This window comes from Asaccharospora irregularis DSM 2635, assembly GCF_900129815.1.
GTDB lineage: Bacteria > Bacillota > Clostridia > Peptostreptococcales > Peptostreptococcaceae > Asaccharospora > Asaccharospora irregularis.
The window spans coordinates 63,988-79,266 of the sequence record NZ_FQWX01000007.1 but is presented as its reverse complement, the minus strand read 5'-3'; the positions used below and the strand labels follow the sequence as shown (position 1 = coordinate 79,266).

The following is a 15,279-nucleotide window of genomic DNA, read 5'->3' as shown; positions in this document are numbered from 1 at the left end:
GGGATAAAATATGTGCGATAGAAAAAAAGAGTTATTAAATAGTTTGGCAGAAAATGTTGTAGATATGGAAGAAGATTTAGTGGTAGAAGTAGCAAATGAGTATTTAAAAGAAGAATTTGATCCACTAGAGGGTATAGAAAAAGGTCTTTCTGTTGGGATGCAACGTGCTGGAGAGTTATATGAGGAAGAAGAATACTACATACCTGAGATTCTTCTATGTTCTGATGCAATGACGACGGGAATTGATATCTTAAAGCCACATATCAAAAAGAATGATGAAGATAAAAGAGGTAAGGTTGTTATGGGTGTAGTACAAGGGGATACCCATGATATAGGTAAAAATATAGTTAAAATAATGTTAGAAACTGCTGGATTTGAAGTATATGATTTAGGAAGAGATGTTCCTATGAGTAGTTTTATTGAGGAGGCTAAGAGGGTAGATGCTGATATAATAGCTATGTCTACTTTGATGACTACTACCATGGACAACATGCAAGTTTTGATAGAAGATTTAAAAGCCCAGGGAATTAGAGAAAAATTCAAAGTTATGATTGGAGGAGGACCTATTTCTGAAAGTTATGCCAAGAAAATAGGTGCTGATGGATATTCTGCTTCAGCCACAACTGCTGTAGAACTTGCTAAAAAATTAGTTAGTTAATTTAGGACACTATATTTATAGATAGATTTATGGGGAAAAAGTACGAGAATAGAGATGGTATGTGTAAGCTAATAGGCTGGATCATCAGCAAAAAAGATAAAGAAGGTAGAAGATGGGAGGGATATTTTGGACACGTGTAAAGAGAGATTGATAAAGGTACTTAATAGAGAAAAAGTGGATAGACCACCATGTATTTGTCCAGGTGGAATGATGAATATGGTTGTAGAAGATGTAATGGATATAAAGGGTATTAGTTGGCCGGATGCTCACTTTAGTCCTAATCAAATGGCAGAATTGACTTATGGTGTATATGAAAATGGTGGATTTGAAAATTGTGGGGTGCCTTTTTGTATGACTATAGAGGCGGAGTCTATGGGGGCCAGAGTGGATTTTGGAACTAAAGTAACAGAGCCAAGGGTTAATTTTTATCCTATGAATTGTATTGAGGATTATAAAAAATTAAAGAAGATGGATGTGAGTACGGGCAGGGCAAAGGTTGTTTTAGATGCAATTAGATATTTAAAAGATAAGGATGAAAATGTACCTGTTATTGCCAATGTGGTTGGTCCTATAAGTGTTGCAACATCTCTTATTGAGCCTACGATATTTTATAAGGCTTTGACTAAGAACAAAAAAACTGTTCATGAGTTTTTAGAATTTGTAACTGATGGAATTTTAGAGTTTGCGAGAGCCCAGATTGATGCAGGGGCTGATTTGATAGCTATTGCAGACCCTAGTGCTACGGGGGAAATTTTAGGTCCTAAGAAGTTTGATGAGTTTGTAGTTCCGTATATAAATAGAATTCTCGATAAATTAAATGAAGATAACAAAGTTTTAAGTATTGTACATATTTGTGGAAGGCTAAAAAGTATATATCCACAATTGAATAAAATTAATAGTTCATCAATAAGTTTTGATTCTATAACGGATGAAAAGCAGGTTATTCAAAATGTTAGTGACAAGGCTATAATGGGAAACGTGAGTACTTATGCTCTTGAATATGGAACAAATGAAAAAGTTAAAGCGATAGGCAAGAACTGCATAAAAAATGGAGTGGATATTTTATCACCAGCATGTGGTATAGGGGCAAGAACTTCAATTAAAAATATACAGGCAATGGTAAATGGAGCTAAGGAAACCAATGCCTAGGATAATTTAGTGGGTGATAATATGAGTATTTTAAGTGTCAGGGGAAGAGGAAGTTTCGATTTTGAAGTAGGAAAAAACTTATTAAGTATACTCAAGAAAAATGGGATAATGATTGAAAATCCTTGTGCGGGGAAGGGATACTGCGGTAAGTGTAAAGTACAAATTTTAGAGGGCTTAAATGATGATAATTTACAAGAACATAGAAAGTTTTTAAGCGAAGAGGAAATTAAAAAAGGGATAAGATTGTCTTGTTTGTATGTTCCAAAAAATGATATTAGTATAGAGTTAATTGATAATGAAGAAAAAGTAAAAATATTAGATAAAGGATATTTACCTGATTTTAAAATTGATCCTTTGGTTAAAAAGGAGTGTAAAAAGCTTTCTTATGATAGTTTGGCAACATCCAGTGATATAGAAGCTATTTTAAAAAGTGAGAAAAGAGCATTACCAATTGATATAATTAGAAAATTGTCAGATTTAGAAGAGGGAGATATATACACATTAGTAAAATATGATAAAGAGATAATTTGTATAGAAGACGGAGATACAACAGGGTCTTTATATGGTTTTGCAGTGGATATAGGGACAACAACGATAGTAGCGTCTTTAATTGATTTGAATACTGGAGTAGAACTAGATAACGCATCATCTATAAATCCTCAAAAAAACTATGGCTTGGATGTGTTATCCAGAATTAACTATGCGTGTAAAGAAGAGAATGGCACTTATGAATTAAGTAAGTCTGTAATTGACTGTTTGAATGGATTGTTTGAGGAATTGTGTATAAATAATAATATATCAACGGAGAATATTTACGATATAACTATTGCTGCAAACACCACTATGCTACATCTTTTATTAGGGGTAAATCCGAAGAGTCTAGGGGTAAATCCTTATAGACCTATATTTAAAGAGGGTAGAACTTATTTGAGCGAAGACTTAGATCTTAAAATATCTAATAAAACTAGAGTTTATTGTTTGCCAAGTGTATCTGCTTTTATTGGTGCAGATATTACAGCAGGTGCCATAGTTTCAAAACTAAATACTACAAAAGAAAGAGTACTGTTTATTGATATAGGAACAAACGGAGAGATGATTTTATCTGATAACGGCAAAATGATAGCCTGTTCTTGTGCAGCAGGACCTGCCCTAGAGGGAATGAATATTACCTGTGGAGTACGCGCTGGGGTTGGAGCTATTGAAGGAATTACTATTGAAAATGATAGTGTAAGTATTGAAGTAATAGGGGATAAATATCCAAATGGAATATGTGGAAGTGGTATATTAGAGGCTATATCAGAACTTAATAGAAGGAATTTAGTGAATAAGTCGGGTAGAATAAAGAAAAAAGAAGACTTAGAAGATGATTTTTTAAAAAGCATAATAATAGAAGATGGTAAGAAAAGAAGTGTAGTTTTGGTAGATGATATAATTATCACTCAAAATGATATAAGGCAAGTTCAATTAGCAAAAGGGGCTATTTTATCGGGGATTATATCTTTATCAAACCACTTAAATTTAACTGCTAAGGATATAGACAAGGTGATAATCGCAGGGCAATTTGGTGCACATTTAAAAGTAGAGAGTTTAGTAGGAATTGGAATGTTGCCAAAAGAGTTTGAGGATAAGGTAAATTATATTGGAAACTCTTCAAAAAGCGGTGCTGTATTGTGCTTATTAGACAAATCTAAAAGAGAAGAAGTAAAGGATGTTTTAGATAATTGCGGGTATTTAGAGCTTTCATTGCTTGATAATTATGAAGGTTTATTTGCTAAATGCTTGAGTTTTGATATAAACAAACTTTTATAAAGTAAATAAAAATTATAAAATAAATCAAAATAAGGGATGATTAAAATTAAAGGGAATTATATATTTAAGTGTACTTATGATAAAGATAGCTTAGAAGAGATGGATATAATAAAATCAAGCACACAAAATATAGAAAATGCATATTTAAAGTCTGATAAGATGGCTGATGCATCGAGAATTCTAAAAAAGTATAAAAATGATTGTGTTTGCACTTTACCTTTATGCAATACTGTAGAAGCTCAAAGCTTAGGAGCAAATATTGTAATTGATGAAATAAGCACTCCAAGGGCGAAGGACTATAAGTACAAAACTATAGATGAATTAATGGAAATCAAAAATTTAGATTTAAGCTCTAGTCTAGTAAATGAGGTTTTAAAAGCAGTATCTAAACTATCGGATGAAGGTGAAGATATAGTTTTAAATATTGAAGGCCCTATAACTATACTGACGAGTTTAATAGACCTAACAAAAGTCATAAAGGCGATAAGAAAAGAAAAAGATAAGCTAGATGATATATTGGAGTTTATAAAAGATTTTATTATAGATTATGGAGTAGAGGGTGTGAAATCTGGAGCAAAGATTATTTCCTATGCAGATCCAACGGGAAATATGGATATATTAGGAGAAAGAACATACTCTAAACTAAACAGTGAAATAACTTTAAAGATAATTAATGAATTAAAAGATAAAGTAGGAGATAGAGCTTTAATCCATGTTTGTGGAAGGACTACATCTTCTTTATTAAATCTGGGATTGATAGAGATAAATGAGATTGGATTTTGTGAGGATGCTTTATATGGAGAAGCTTTATTAAAACTTCCATCTAAAGGTGTTAATTTGGTAGGTCAGAATTGTATAAAAAAAACCAAGAAAAATGTTGATAGTGCAAAAATATACGAGGTAAAAATATTGAAGTAAAATACAACATAACTTTTTATTTAGGGTGTAGGTAAATTTGTTCAGTCAAATTATTTACATCCTATTTTGATGTTTATTAAGTTGTTAACAATATAATTTTAACTAATTTATCATTAATACAGTTAAATATTAGCAATAAGTGCAATAATATTAACAAATAAGTGTATTTATACAACAAAGTTATGTATAATTGCATTTATATAAGATATTTGAGGAGGACAGTAGTTATGGACTTTCAATTAGAAATATTGAAGTTTTTTCAGAGTATGAGAACGCCTATATTAAATTCTATATTTTTGACGTTTACAAAAAGTGCGGAATTACCAATGTTGATGTTATTTATAGTTATTATGTACTGGTGTATAAATAAAAAACAAGGTCAAAGGATTATTTTTGCATTAATTGGCAATTCCATGATAAATACAGGCATAAAGGAGTTTGTAAAGGCTCCTAGACCGATTGGAAAAGAAGGATTAAAATCTCTTAGAGTATACACTGCTACGGGATATTCTTTTCCAAGTGGGCATACACAGAGTGCAACAGCCTTTTGGGTTAGCTTAATGAGAATATTTAAAAGTGCATGGATTTACTTATTAGGATCAATAATGATAATCGGGGTAGTGGTATCTAGGCTGTATTTAGCTGTACATTGGCCAATAGATGTGATATGCGGGTTTATATTTGGGGTTGTGTTTACTATTATTTTGGATGAGATATTTAAATATGTAGATAAAACAAAAAATTATAAATTGTTATTAATAGTATGGATGTTATTTTTAGTGTTCGGTGTTTTACTTAAGAGTAGATTTTACATAAAAGTATTAGGGGTTATAACAGGATTTGTGATTGGCTATATAGTTGAAGACAAATTTATAAGATTTAGTACGATTAATGATAAAAAAAGAGGTAAAATCAATTTTAGTTTAACGAACAATAGGAACAAGAAATTTAGTAAACCAACAGTATTTGCACTGAGACTTTTGGTGGGAATGATAACATTGGGATTTGTCTATATTGCTATTAAGTATTTAGGTTCTTTAACTTTAATGTATTTTGCTTTAGAAAATGATGTTATACTAAGTACTGTTATTAATTATTTTAGGTACTTCTTAGTAGTATTTTATGCTGTGGCAGGTGTCCCAGCATTGTTTAAAATTTTAAAATTAGAGTTTTAGAATGTATTATTAAAATCCCTAGAGATTATAATAGTTATTTGTTTTAGATAGATGGAAGGGTGATTGTTTGAGAAAAGTAGTAGTTATAGGAGCGGGAGCAGCAGGAATGATTGCAGCATCAGTTGCAGCAGATAGAGGACTTGATGTGACTCTTATTGAAAAAAATCAAAGAGTTGGAAGGAAATTACTTATAACAGGAAAAGGTAGATGTAATATAACCAACAATTGCGAAATAGAGGAATTAATAGAAAATGTAAATAAAAATGGTAAGTTTTTGTATAGTGCATTTTATACTTTTACAAATACAGATGTTATAGATATGTTTGAAACTTTAGGAGTAAAAACTAAGACTGAAAGAGGAAAAAGAGTTTTCCCAGATAGTGATAAGGCTATAGACGTTGTAAAGGCATTAGAAAAGCAAGTTAAATCTAAAAAGGTAAAGATAGTTTTAAATTCAAAAGTCATAGATATAGTCTCTAAAAATAATAAGATAGAAAAAGTTATTTTAAATGATAAGAGTGAGATAAAATGTGACTCTGTAATAGTTGCAACTGGAGGAGTAAGCTATCCACTAACAGGATCAACTGGAGATGGGTATAAATTTGCAAAGTCACAAGGGCACACTGTTACAGATATAAAACCATCACTAATAGGTATGGAAGTTCAGGAAAAGTTTGTTTGTGAATTAGAAAAACTATCGCTTAGAAATGTTTCTATATCAGTATTAAATAGCAAAAATAAGAAAGTGTACGATGATTTTGGAGAGATGGAGTTTACAAAGGTTGGGATAGATGGACCTATAATTAAATCAGCAAGCTGTAGGATGAAAGATACTACCAAGGACAACTATAAGGTTATAGTAGATTTAAAACCAGCTCTAGATGAAGAAAAATTAGATAAAAGAATTCAAAAAGATTTTAAAAAGTATACAAATAAAAAATTTGAGAATGCACTAGATGATTTATTTCCTAAAAAGCTTATTCCTATAATAATAAGATTAAGTGAAATAGATCCTGATACAGTTGTACATCAAATATCAAGAGAAGAGAGAAAGAATTTAGTTCATTTAATAAAGAACTTTACTTTTAATATTAAAAGATATAGACCGATTGACGAAGCTATAATAACTTCTGGTGGAGTAAAAGTAAACGAAATTAATTCAAGTACAATGGAATCTAAATTAGTACAAGGTTTATTTTTTGCCGGAGAAGTTATAGATGTAGATGCTTATACAGGAGGATTTAATCTTCAAATAGCATTTTCAACGGCTTATTTAGCAGGTTTAAACTGTTAGCAAACAATTGTTAACACAGGGTTTAGATTATATTAAAAAATTAGAAAAAATGGAACTGATGGCTTTTATTATAGTTATTACAAAAATTACCTGAATTGAAATAGTTATAACTTCACATAATACTACCAAGAAACAAAAATATCAACAGAAAGAGGGTAATCAACATGGCAAGTAATAACAACAATAACAGTAACAGAACAGTAGTTCCAGAGGCAAAGGCAGCATTAAACCAAATGAAATTAGAGATAGCTAATGAACTTGGTATGAGTAACTATCAACAAGTTGATAAAGGAAACCTTACAGCTAGAGAAAATGGTTATGTAGGTGGATACATGACTAAAAAATTAGTTGAAATGGCAGAACAACAAATGGCAGGAAAACAACAACAATAGAAAAGTATAGAAGTAAAACTATAGAATAACTAGATTATATAGTTAGGAGAGTACTTTAAACTAAGTTTAAGGTACTCTTTTTTTGCTTTTTTCTAATTAAATTAACATTTATAAACATAGAATCGATTAATAATCAAAATAACTGTAATATTTTTATAAATTGATGGATAGAATAATAAAGAAATATACAACTTATATGAGGAGTGATATGATGAGTTCAGTAAACTTTGAAGAAGTAAAAACTAGATTTATAAATAGTGACTTAGATGAAAAAATACGTATTTACACTACTACAGAAGGTTTGACAGTAGAGCAATTTAAAGAGCTACTTAGATACTATCCTATACAATACTTATCTAAATTAGAAAAAGCTTTAGGATAAATAATATATATTTTATAATATATCTACATAAAATAAGAGGATGAACTAAGTCATCCTCTTATTTTATGTTAAAAATTAAAACAAATTAATTAGTGCAAATTATCCTTGCTAACATAATTATAAATCCTTTCATTTCCTATATCTATATAGCCGGTAGACATATACTTAAGTAAACCTTCAACATCAGATAATGTCAGATATTTATATGGTATAGACAAGGTATACCCTTTGTTTTTTAGTAGCTTTTGAAGTTCGATTTTTTGAGAAATATTAGGTTTATCGCTTGTATCTAACCCTCTGTATTTTCTCTTTTTGCTTTCTGATAAATTTTTATTTTGAATATTAATTAAGGTGTCTATATATTGCATGTAGGATTGCTTGAAGCTTTGTTCGTTTAAAATTGACTCAGGTAAGATGTCTTTTATGTATTCGTTTGTGAGAAGATTGTCGGCAAATTTGTCTGAAGTAAGTTTACCTGTTGTTATTCCTTTTTGATATTTCCTCAAAATTTTTTTGGTTTGGCTATATATTTTACTTCGAGTCTCTAAGTCCAGCTGCTCTATTTCCAAATAAAACACTCCTTTTGCTTAAATTTATGAATCTATAAATTTATAAAATAAATTATAGAGGTATACTTTTTATTATTGACAAGTATAAAAAATATTATAATTGTAAAAATTACAAATATATGGATATAGCTATATAATCTTATAATTTTACCAATATATAGTTATATTTTATAAATATTTGTTAGGATGTGAAGAAATGATTGATGGAATAATTAAATTGTTTTATTCAGAAGTAGTAAAAGTGAAAATGAGAAATTTGCCGTCTGGTGAATATGCACTTAGAGACGAATATAAGGATTTACAAAACGTAACTTTAAAAATAGATAGTATACTACTTAAATTTATGAAGCTTATGCTTGCTTTTCTTATATTAATTTTCTCATTTAAGATAAGTACAATACTTGGATTAGGGATTTTCTTAATAGAGTTTGCTTATATAGCATACAAAAGAAATATGGAGAAAGAAATAAAAAAACAAATAGAAAACTTTAAAAACAATATTGAAGTATCAAAAATTAACTTTGTTGGAGAGAGCGCAAAAACAGGTTTAAATGTATTGTTTATATTGTTGATTATAGGAATAATAACGAGTTTTAACTGGTCAATAGTATCTTGCTTTATAGTTGTTTTCTTGTTTACTATGAAAGATATATATAGTAATATAAAGTAAATTAACTATTCAGGGGGAGGAGATGACATAATATGACAAGTGACAATTATAAGATGAAAAATTTAGTAGATATATCAACTATGGTGACAGAGTCAACTGACTTTTTTAGTATAAAAGATAGAATAATAGATAAAATGCTAGAGGTTGTTCATCCAACTAAAGCTTGTGTGAATTTATTTTATAAGAACAATTATGAACATGCATACTTAGTATGTTCAGAGACTTTAGAATATGTGCCAAAGGTATTTCCAATTACCAATATGAGAGGGGTAAAAATTGACTTTAGTACTTATCCAAAGTATATACACGAGGCTGTAAAAGAAAGAAAAATAGTATATGTAAAAAATATATTTGAAGATGATAGAGCAGAAGAAGAGAGAGATTTAGCTAAGTTAGAGGGATATATAGGCAGAGCTATTTTCCCATTTATAATAAACAATACTGTTGTAGGATTTATGACTTGTTTTTTAGATGAAGATGATTTTTTAACAGAACAAGATATAGATTTTATATCATCAGTAGCATCGTTAATAAGTTTATCTATAGAAATAACAACCAAGAACAACAACACTCAAATATTAGTTCGCAAATTAAGAGGAGCTATATCTTCTATAAATCAGGCGACTAAGAGGTTATACCTTAATAACAATATAAATGGATTTTTAGAACATTTAAGTAGACAAGCATGTAGTATTACTAACAGCAAAGAATCTGTAATAGTAATAGACGATGTAAATAACAACAATAGAATGTTTAACTGTTACAATAGTGAGCAAAAGAAAAAGAGCAACTTATATCCCGTTGCCAATAAAATCTTAAAAAAAGAAAGCATGGGTTCTTATTTAAATAATGTAAAAGATAAAATTAGCAGTACTGTTAGAATAGACAGTTATATTTATTATAAATTAAAAAATAAAAATGAGATTGTAGGAGGGATAGTTTGCGCAAATAGCCAAAACTATACTGATGATGATTTAAATATACTTAGCATACTGGCTAAGCAGGTTTCTGTTGCTATGCAACTTTATGAATACAATACACAAGAGGTAAAACATAAAGTGCTAGCAAACGAGTTGAATATACTAAATAAACAGCAGAAGCTTATAATGGATAAAGGAAAGATGGAACTTAACGAAGGAAAGGAACTATATTTTTATCATAGAGCAGCAAAGGTAGTAGGAGGAGACTTCTATTATGCAGTGAAAATAGATAAAAATAAAGTTGCCTATATAGTGGCAGATGTTATGGGGCACGGTATAGTATCGAACTATGTAGTCGCAATGCTTAAAGGTGCCTTTAAAGTTTTGAGTTATCAGTACAAAACATCTGGAGATATAATGACAAACTTAAATAAGATTTTATATGATGAATTTGATAAGATGGGGGTATTTACTACTTGCTTAGTGTGTATTGTCGACACAAAAGAAAATACTATAGATATATCAAATGCAGGCCATTATAGTCCTATAATCGTAAAAAAGGATGGATCATTAGAAAAGAGTCTTAATTGCAAGAAGGGGATTCCACTAGGAGTTATTGAAGATGCTAATTATCTAGGCAATGTCCACAAGATAAATAACTATTCTATGATCTGTATGTATACTGATGGAATATTAGAATTAAAAAATAAAGATAAAGAAGAATACGGTATAGCTAGATTTGAAAAATTCTTACAAGATAACTTTAAATTAGATCAAAAAGAAATAGTGGAAAATCTCAAATTAGAACTAAAAGAATTCTCGGCTAAAGATAGCTATGATGACGATATTTTAGTAGTCATGTTAAAAGATAGATAGGTGGGTGTTTATGGAGGAAAAAAGTCCAGAAATTCTAATAATAAACGGAAGCCCTAGAAAAAATAAAAACTGTGCTTCTATCGCTAATGAAGTAATAAAAAAGCTAACAGAAAATAATATAAGTTTTAAATTATTTAATATATATGACATGTATATAGAGTATTGTACTGCTTGTGGGTTTTGTGAAAAGACAGGATATTGTAAGTTTAAGGACGATATGACTCCTATGTATGATATGTTTGATAAGTCTATTGGATGTATAGTTATAAGCCCGGTACACTTTGACTGTGTATCTGCAAAGCTAAAAACACTTGTTGATAGGACACAGGCTATATATGCGAGTAAGTATATTTTAAACAAACCATCTATAGATAGAAGTAAAAAGCGTATAGGTATGTATATTTCAGTTGGAGGAAGTGACCCATATAATACTCAGTTCAAAGGTGGTCAGATAGTGATGGACTTCTTCTTTAAAAGTATAAATACAAAACTTTTATATAATTTATATATAAATAATACAGATAGATTATCTTTTTTAGAAAATAATGGGTTTAAAAGTAACCTTGATAATACTATTAAGGACTATATAAACAGTGTAAATAGTATAAGGTATAAAGAAGATAAAGAAAATGAAGAACAGAAAACAATAGATTAGTTAAAAAAATTAGTACAGAAGGTCGGGGGAGAAATGGAAGAAGGATTTAGAGTAGAGGGTAAAGTTTGTAACATATTTATAGAAAACGGGTTTGAAAACTTTAATAAAGATTTATATGAAACTAAGTTAAAAACAAAAAATATATACAAGAGCGGAATGTCTACAGTACAAAAATTTGATATAAGCAGTATATACGATTCTATTTTGGTTATAACAGATCAAAATGTGTGTGATACTCAACTAAATAGATTTATAGAAAACTTAGATAAAAGTAATCTATATAAATACGTTATAGAAGCTGGAGAGGAAAGTAAGTCTATTGATGTATATGAGGAAATAATGAAATACTGCATACAGATAAATTTATCTAGAAGATCGGCAATAATAGCTTTAGGAGGTGGTGTAGTAGGCGACTTATCTGGATTTATAGCATCTACATATATGAGAGGGATTGATGTTATACAGGTGCCTACTACTTTACTATCTCAAGTGGATTCTTCTATAGGTGGTAAAACGGGAATAAATTTGGGTAAACTAAAAAATATTATAGGTACTTTTTATCAGCCGAAGCTTACATATATAAATGTAAATGCACTTAAGACATTACCAGATAGAGAATTTATAAGTGGCATGGCAGAGGTCATAAAGTATGGTCTAATTTATGACTATGAAATTTTAGATTATTTGATAATAAATAGTCAGCAAATACTAGATAGGGACACAGATAAGCTAAATCATATAGTCAGACAGTGTGCAACAATAAAATCTGAAATAGTAAGTAAAGACGAGAAAGAGTCTGGACTTAGAAAGATACTAAACTTAGGTCATACATTTGGTCATGGTGTTGAAAAGTTATGTGGAATTAGTCATGGAGAAGCTGTTTGTATAGGAATTAATATGGCTTTTAATTTATCCTTGAAAAAGGGGTTTGTTGACAATGATTACTACAGTAAGTTTATAGATGTATGTCAAAAATATGGCTTACCACTAAGATTTAGTGGACCCAATGAAAAAGAAGTTTTTAATATTATGAAAAATGATAAGAAAAACGGATTTGGAAAGTTGAATTTAATTTTGCCAACAGGATTAGGCAAAGTGGAAGAATTTATTCAGGATTATGATAGCATAGAAAAAGATATCATAGAAATAATAACTATGTGCAAAAATAAATAGTTTATAAAAATAAATAGTTTATAATTCTACAATCTAGTGTGGATAATATAGTTCAATATAATTTGATTTTAAAACAGATATTATGTATAATTGTATTGCTATTTAAAAAATGTATTATATATTAAGTAACAAGAGGAGGAAAAATTTATGAAATTACCAATAGCATTATCAAATAAACATGTGCATTTAAGCCAAGGAGATATAGAAACATTATTCGGAGCAGGTCATCAATTAACTCATTTCAAGCCATTATCTCAACCAGGACAATTCGCTTGTGAAGAAAAAGTAGATTTAGTAGGACCAAAGGGAACTATAAAAGGAGTTAGAGTTTTAGGACCAGCAAGACCAGCTACACAAGTAGAAATATCTTTAGCTGATGGATTTGCTTTAGGTGTAAAAGCTCCTATAAAAGAATCTGGAGATATAGAAGGAACTCCTGGTTTAAAATTAGTAGGACCAGCAGGAGAAGTTGAATTAGAAAAAGGTGTTATAGTTGCATCTAGACATATACATATGAGTCTTGACGATGCTGCTAAGTTCGGTGTTCAAGACAAACAAATAGTAAAAGTTAAAACTTTTGGACCAAGAGCTATAGTGTTTGAAAATGTATTAGTAAGAGCTAATGAAAAATTCGCACTAGAAATGCACGTTGACATAGAAGAAGGAAACGCAGCAGGGGTTAGAAATGGTGAATTAGTAGAATTAATAGCAGAGTAATAAGTTTTTATTGCTATAAAAAAGAGCTGACTCGAATTTTTATATTGAGACAGCCCTTTTTGTAGTAATAGTAAGACTATTATTCTTCTTTTTTATTGTTTTGGTATTCGATTCCATATGAATACATTTCTTCAAGAAGAGGTAGCATTTTTTTCCCTATCTCAGTTAGGCTATATTCTACCTTAGGGGGAACCACAGGAAACACCTTCCTACTTATTAGACCATCTTCCTCAAGACTTCTTAGTTGATTTGTAAGCATCTTTTGAGTAACCTCAGGTAGTTTTCTTTTGATTTCACTAAACCTTAAACAACCACCACTTAAGTACCACAATATTAATATTTTCCATTTCCCAAAGACTAGTTTATGAACTAGTACCATGGGACAAGTTTTATTTTTAGCACAACGCTCATTCATACGGCATTTGTCGTGTGATACTATGGCTTTGTCCATTGTGTACACCTCGCATTAAAATGATTATAGTTTAAATACTATATTGCATATATGCAATACAATAGATAATCGGAAATTTTATTCCTATACTATGATATCATAAATATATTTATTTAATAGTAAAAATCTATAAAAAATATACGTAGTATAAGAATATGGAGTACATAAAAAATAAATATATATGGTACTTATTTAGGTATAAAACCATCAAACAACAATAATAATATTAGGGTATATGGCTTTCATTTTACAGTATCTTTTTATATACTATATATATAAAAAGTGCCTACTTGCTAAAGAAATTAGTAGGGTATATCATAATGGAGGTATAACGAATTAGATAAAATATTTAGAAAATAATAGCCTTCTTTGTATTACCACTAGACTAACATCGAGGTAAGATATGGAATTTGAGGTAAAAAACAATAATTATATTATGATTTGATAAAACTATACCTAAGATATATTAACTTAAAAATTTAGAGAATATAATATATGAATTTAAGAAGGAGATAAGATATGGAATATAAAATATCTAATATGATTGACCATACGATATTAAAAGCATTCGCTACAAAAGAGGATGTTAGAAAAATATGTACTGAGGCGAAGGAAAATGGATTTTTCTCAGTATGTATAAACCCAACACATATAGAATTTGCAAAAAACGAATTAAAGGGATCAAATGTTAAAGTATGTACAGTAATAGGATTTCCTTTAGGGGCAAACACACCAGAAGTAAAAGCATTTGAAACTAAGGATGCTATAGCCAAAGGTGCTGATGAAGTAGATATGGTTATAAATATAGGAGCCTTAAAAGAAAAAAACTATGAATTAGTATTAAAAGATATAAAGGCTGTAGTTGATGCTGCCAATAAAGAGGCACTTGTAAAGGTTATAATAGAAACTTGTTACCTTACTGATGAGGAAAAAACTAAGGCTTGTCAATTAGCTGTAGAGGCAGGAACTGATTATGTAAAAACTTCTACAGGATTTGGAACAGGTGGTTCTACTCCAGAAGATATAAAGCTTATGAGAGAAGTAGTAGGCAAAAACATTGGAGTAAAAGCATCAGGAGGAGTAAGAAATAGAGAAGATGCTATAGCAGTAATAGATGCAGGTGCATCGAGAATAGGTGCTAGTGCATCAGTATCGATTGTAAATGGGAAAAACGATTTTAAAGGCGATTATTAAAAGAGATATTAACGATTAATGTTAATATTAATGATTGATATTAATGATTGATATTAATGATTGATGAAATATAGATTATTATTAAAAATTTTTAAAAATAAACCACTTTATCTACAATAAAATTTATCGGGGCTAAGGTGGTTTTGAAATTCAAATTATGGGTATAATCTACACGTAATGGTTAAAAACCTTGAATAACGTAGAATTGTAGAATTTTCATAAAATTCCAATTTATTTTAAAATTTGAAGGTTTTTTGAAAAAGGTGTAGAATTATAT

General features: G+C 29.5%; 16 protein-coding genes. 14 read left to right on the top strand and 2 right to left on the bottom strand.

The window, feature by feature from the left end; all coding sequences use genetic code 11:
- The first annotated feature begins 10 nt into the window (after positions 1-10).
- The 8 genes from BUB34_RS04915 (at position 11) to BUB34_RS13055 (ending at position 7,777) form a co-directional block, all read left to right on the top strand.
- On the top strand, positions 11-658 hold the full coding sequence (locus tag BUB34_RS04915; RefSeq protein ID WP_073124864.1) for a corrinoid protein: 648 nt from the start codon (positions 11-13) through the stop codon (positions 656-658).
- 126 nt (positions 659-784) lie between these two features.
- Entirely contained in the window at positions 785-1,807 is a 1,023-nt protein-coding gene (locus tag BUB34_RS04910; RefSeq protein WP_073124862.1) for a methylcobamide:CoM methyltransferase MtbA, read from the top strand.
- A 21-nt stretch (positions 1,808-1,828) separates the two neighbouring features.
- A complete protein-coding gene (locus BUB34_RS04905) occupies positions 1,829-3,616 on the top strand; it encodes an ASKHA domain-containing protein (RefSeq protein WP_073124915.1) in 1,788 nt (595 codons plus the stop codon).
- Between the two features lie 36 nt (positions 3,617-3,652).
- Positions 3,653-4,534, top strand: a complete 882-nt coding sequence (locus tag BUB34_RS04900; RefSeq protein ID WP_073124859.1) for a uroporphyrinogen decarboxylase family protein — start codon at positions 3,653-3,655, stop codon at positions 4,532-4,534.
- Between the two features lie 227 nt (positions 4,535-4,761).
- A complete protein-coding gene (locus tag BUB34_RS04895) occupies positions 4,762-5,709 on the top strand; it encodes a phosphatase PAP2 family protein (protein ID WP_073124857.1) in 948 nt (315 codons plus the stop codon).
- Positions 5,710-5,776: 67 nt separating this feature from the next.
- The gene (locus tag BUB34_RS04890) at positions 5,777-7,003 is read left to right on the top strand and encodes a BaiN/RdsA family NAD(P)/FAD-dependent oxidoreductase (protein WP_073124855.1); all 1,227 of its coding nucleotides are present in this window, start codon (positions 5,777-5,779) and stop codon (positions 7,001-7,003) included.
- Between the two features lie 164 nt (positions 7,004-7,167).
- Positions 7,168-7,395, top strand: coding sequence for an alpha/beta-type small acid-soluble spore protein (locus BUB34_RS04885; RefSeq protein ID WP_073124852.1), 228 nt, complete (start codon positions 7,168-7,170; stop codon positions 7,393-7,395).
- Between the two features lie 211 nt (positions 7,396-7,606).
- Positions 7,607-7,777 (top strand): hypothetical protein, encoded by a 171-nt coding sequence (locus BUB34_RS13055; protein WP_143153314.1) that lies wholly within the window; start codon positions 7,607-7,609, stop codon positions 7,775-7,777.
- A gap of 89 nt (positions 7,778-7,866) precedes the next feature.
- On the opposite strand, the gene BUB34_RS04880 is transcribed toward BUB34_RS13055, so the two are convergent.
- Complete coding sequence (locus tag BUB34_RS04880; RefSeq protein ID WP_073124850.1) at positions 7,867-8,346, bottom strand: hypothetical protein; 480 nt, start codon at positions 8,344-8,346, stop codon at positions 7,867-7,869.
- 196 nt (positions 8,347-8,542) lie between these two features.
- On the opposite strand from BUB34_RS04880, the gene BUB34_RS04875 reads away from it, so the two are divergent.
- From BUB34_RS04875 to pduL, 5 genes are all read left to right on the top strand, one after another.
- A complete protein-coding gene (locus BUB34_RS04875; protein ID WP_073124848.1) occupies positions 8,543-9,016 on the top strand; it encodes a hypothetical protein in 474 nt (157 codons plus the stop codon).
- Positions 9,017-9,048: 32 nt separating this feature from the next.
- The gene (locus BUB34_RS04870; RefSeq protein WP_073124846.1) at positions 9,049-10,812 is read left to right on the top strand and encodes a GAF domain-containing SpoIIE family protein phosphatase; all 1,764 of its coding nucleotides are present in this window, start codon (positions 9,049-9,051) and stop codon (positions 10,810-10,812) included.
- A gap of 10 nt (positions 10,813-10,822) precedes the next feature.
- Positions 10,823-11,467, top strand: coding sequence for a flavodoxin family protein (locus BUB34_RS04865; protein WP_073124844.1), 645 nt, complete (start codon positions 10,823-10,825; stop codon positions 11,465-11,467).
- A gap of 33 nt (positions 11,468-11,500) precedes the next feature.
- Positions 11,501-12,640 carry a 3-dehydroquinate synthase gene (gene aroB / locus BUB34_RS04860; RefSeq protein WP_073124842.1) on the top strand — a complete coding sequence of 380 codons (1,140 nt, stop codon included), beginning with the start codon at positions 11,501-11,503 and terminating at the stop codon, positions 12,638-12,640.
- Positions 12,641-12,787: 147 nt separating this feature from the next.
- Entirely contained in the window at positions 12,788-13,357 is a 570-nt protein-coding gene (gene pduL, locus BUB34_RS04855) for a phosphate propanoyltransferase (protein WP_073124840.1), read from the top strand.
- A gap of 79 nt (positions 13,358-13,436) precedes the next feature.
- Here pduL and BUB34_RS04850 read toward each other — a convergent pair whose 3' ends face one another.
- Positions 13,437-13,808, bottom strand: coding sequence for a winged helix-turn-helix transcriptional regulator (locus tag BUB34_RS04850; protein WP_073124837.1), 372 nt, complete (start codon positions 13,806-13,808; stop codon positions 13,437-13,439).
- 519 nt (positions 13,809-14,327) lie between these two features.
- On the opposite strand from BUB34_RS04850, the gene deoC reads away from it, so the two are divergent.
- On the top strand, positions 14,328-15,002 hold the full coding sequence (gene deoC, locus BUB34_RS04845; RefSeq protein ID WP_073124835.1) for a deoxyribose-phosphate aldolase: 675 nt from the start codon (positions 14,328-14,330) through the stop codon (positions 15,000-15,002).
- Positions 15,003-15,279 lie beyond the last annotated feature (277 nt).